This is a genomic window from Yinghuangia aomiensis (assembly GCF_039542225.1).
Taxonomy (GTDB): Bacteria; Actinomycetota; Actinomycetes; order Streptomycetales; family Streptomycetaceae; genus Yinghuangia; species Yinghuangia aomiensis.
On the sequence record NZ_BAABHS010000082.1, the window covers coordinates 1 to 2,952 of the forward strand.

Genomic DNA, 2,952 nt, shown 5'->3' on the forward strand with positions numbered 1-2,952 from the left:
CTGCTGCGCGCGGTCTCCTCCGGAGACACGACGCCTGCCCCTACGGGACAGAAGTCTGTTACGCCACTTCGTGGCGTTGGGCTGCTGGCTGGAGCAGAACGGGTGTACCGCATCGGTACACTTATGTACCGGGTGGGTTCTGGGGTCTCGGGGCCGGCCTCCGGCCGGATGTTCGGGCTCATGGCAGTCAAATCGCTTGCTGTTAGCGGGTTTTGGCTGATCTGGCGGGGGTGTGCTGCCGGGTGGTGGTCTGTTGGGGTGGTGCATCCGGTGCTCCTTCCCTGGTGTGTGCCGTACCGTCGTGTACCCAAGTATGTCATGTACCGCTGTGTACCACAACATGTACCGGTGGATTATGTACCGCTCTAACAAGTGGTCTGGACCTTTAATGTTGGGATTGAGGTCAGGATAGCAATATATCTTGCGATAGTGGAAAGGCTTTCGTTCGGGTCTGTGTTCCGGCGAAGTGCGGTACATATTTCGGCTTTGAATACCGGGGTGGTGAATTCCTGCATTGGATTCTTCGTAAGGCGGTAGGCGGCCGCAGGTACCTTTCCTTGAGGAATGCAGGGTTGGCCCCCGCGCGGTGTGGCGGGCAAGGTGCGGGCATTCTGGGGCGATGGGTGATGACGAGGTCTGGCAGTCGTGGGTGTCGGGGCTGGAGCCATCGCAGCGGGCCGCGGCCGAGGCGCTGCGGGGCCGGTTCGAGGCACTCGGCGCGGCCGACGCTCCGGGGTGGGCGCGCTCCGAGGCCGCGGAGGGCATCCCGCAGCTGGCCCGGTACACGTTCCTGCGGGCACTATGGCCGGCCGCAATCGACGGCTGGGCACAGCCAGACGCCGTGGAGCAGCTGCCCGCCGCGCGGCGCCTGCTGGACGCGGGCACGGACCGGGACAAGGTGGCCCGGCTGGCCCGGGCGGTCGCCTACGAGGCCGTCTTCGCTGTGCTGGCCGTCCTCGACGACGGCGCGCAGGTGCCTGGGCTGGGCTGGGCTGGACGGTCGTCGAGGCCGACACGGACGGGACGCTTACCGGCCGGGTCCTGGCAGGCCTGTACGAGGACCTCCTCACGGTGGACCCGAGCGGACACGACGGCGCGGACCTATGGCAATAGCCGCCACCGGGCGCAGCCGAGGGGCCGGCGCGGTCTGAGAAAGGCGGCTGACACCCTGGCGCCTTGGTTTCGGCATTGATGTGGTGCCTGGTCCCGGTTCAGAACGGCGGGTCGTCCAGTGCAGCCGCTGGCGTCCCAAGTCCACGGGGTCCGGGATCAACCCGCGGGTGTCGTAGCCCCAGTCCTTGACCGTGTGGCAGATCAGGTACATACAAGGTGGTGGCGACGCGGTAGTCGTCCTCGGTCAGGACGGCCCGGGTGCGAACCACCAAGTGGTCGCGGTGGGTAGTGCCTGGCCGCGGCCGGGCGGGCCAGCAGGACCGCGGCCAGGACCGCGTTCTCACGCGTGTCCGGCTAGGAGGCGTCCAGGTGGCTCACCACTGCCTCGAACAGAGCCGGACGCAGCGCGTTGTGGACCACCCGGGGGCCGGCGGGTCCGGGTCGATCAGGGCGAATCTCCCGGTGGGGAAGGTCTGCAGGCGGACGGGCAGGACGACGGGGCTTCAGCCCAGGCCGGGCGCCCGTTCCGGCTGGTCTCCTTCACCGGCCCCGCCTTCTACGAGCCCTACCGCCGGGGCGGCCCGTCGCGGCGCAAGGACCTGCTGAAAAGAGCGCCGCTTCGCGGACACGGCGACCGCGGCGACCCCCGGCGCAGCGCGGCAGCGACGGCGGCCTCGCCTTTCAGGTCCGGAGCGATGAACGGCAGGGCCGGCAGGTGGTGGTCTTGCCGCTCGGAGCCGTCCAAGACGGCGGCGGGCCTGCGCAGTTCAGCATCGGGAACGCACGCGATCCGGCTTCATGTGCTTGTCGACACCGACCCGGTGTGCCGTCGGCGGGCCATGCCTTCCTACGGCCACGCGCGGTGTTCACTGCGAGGCGGGCCATCACCCGCACGCCGCGCCACCGGCAGGCGCCACCCGTCGGTACCCAGCCAGCGCATCCACACGCGCACGAGTGACTGTGGCGAACCGGGCAGCAACGCGAACGGCAGCTGGGCCGCGAGCCGGGCAGGCTGGCGCACGCGCACGGTGTGTGCCGGCGCCGCTCACTCGCCGGACTCCGCTGTGGATCCGGCGGCCGCCCGCACGGCCGCTGTCAGTTCCCGCACGCCCGGCACCGCGCCCTCGACGCACGCGGCCGGCCGTGGTGACGGTCAGCGGCCGGGTCCGGCGCCACCGCTGCACCGACGCGAACAACGCCAGCCACACCGCTCCGTCTCTCCGGCCGACTGAACCCGGTGCCCGCCGCGGCGCAGCCGCGCGCGGTCGCCACCATGATCTGCGGGAGGCCCGCGAAGAGCGCGCCGCAGCCGGACCAGGCGGGCATCGTCCGCCAGGCGCCGCAGGCGCCGCCGGGTGGCCTCCACGTTCCGGCCGTGCAAGCGGGCGAGCTGCACCACGGTCGTGTACCGCCACCGGGCAAGCCAACGCTGCATGTCCAGGTCAGCCGGCCCCAGACACACCCGCGCCACGCTGGGCGGCGGTGCGCCGCGGCGCGGGGCGGTTGTTCGCGGGCGCTCATCCAGGTGCCTCCGTCCCGCCTCTCGCACATGCCGGGGTGGGCGCGTCGGACAGCGCTCTGGAGTGCACGCAACGTCCCACCGGGGGTGTAGGCCGCCGGGTAGGTCCGCGTACGCGCCGCAACCTACAGGTCCGTTCCTGCGACATCGCAGGTCAACCCCACTGCGCCAACACCGAGTTCGACGCCGACTAAGACCGTGTCCTATGTGGCTACGTGGTCGTTGATGTGTCATGGGGAGTTCGGGGTGGGGCTGGATCGTTCCTGACGGGTTGTGGGAGATCGTGGAGCCGTTGCTGCCGCCGGCGAAGGTGCGTCCGC

At 70.3% G+C, this 2,952-nt stretch carries 1 protein-coding gene and 1 pseudogene; both read left to right on the forward strand.

Translation table 11 applies throughout. The annotated features are described in order from the left end of the window. Nucleotides 1-619: 619 nt before the first annotated feature. Nucleotides 620-1,192, forward strand: coding sequence for a hypothetical protein (locus ABEA93_RS41875; protein WP_345681270.1), 573 nt, complete (start codon nucleotides 620-622; stop codon nucleotides 1,190-1,192). Nucleotides 1,193-2,864: 1,672 nt separating this feature from the next. Beyond that, nucleotides 2,865-2,952: pseudogene (locus tag ABEA93_RS41880) on the forward strand (IS5/IS1182 family transposase); the annotation flags it as partial.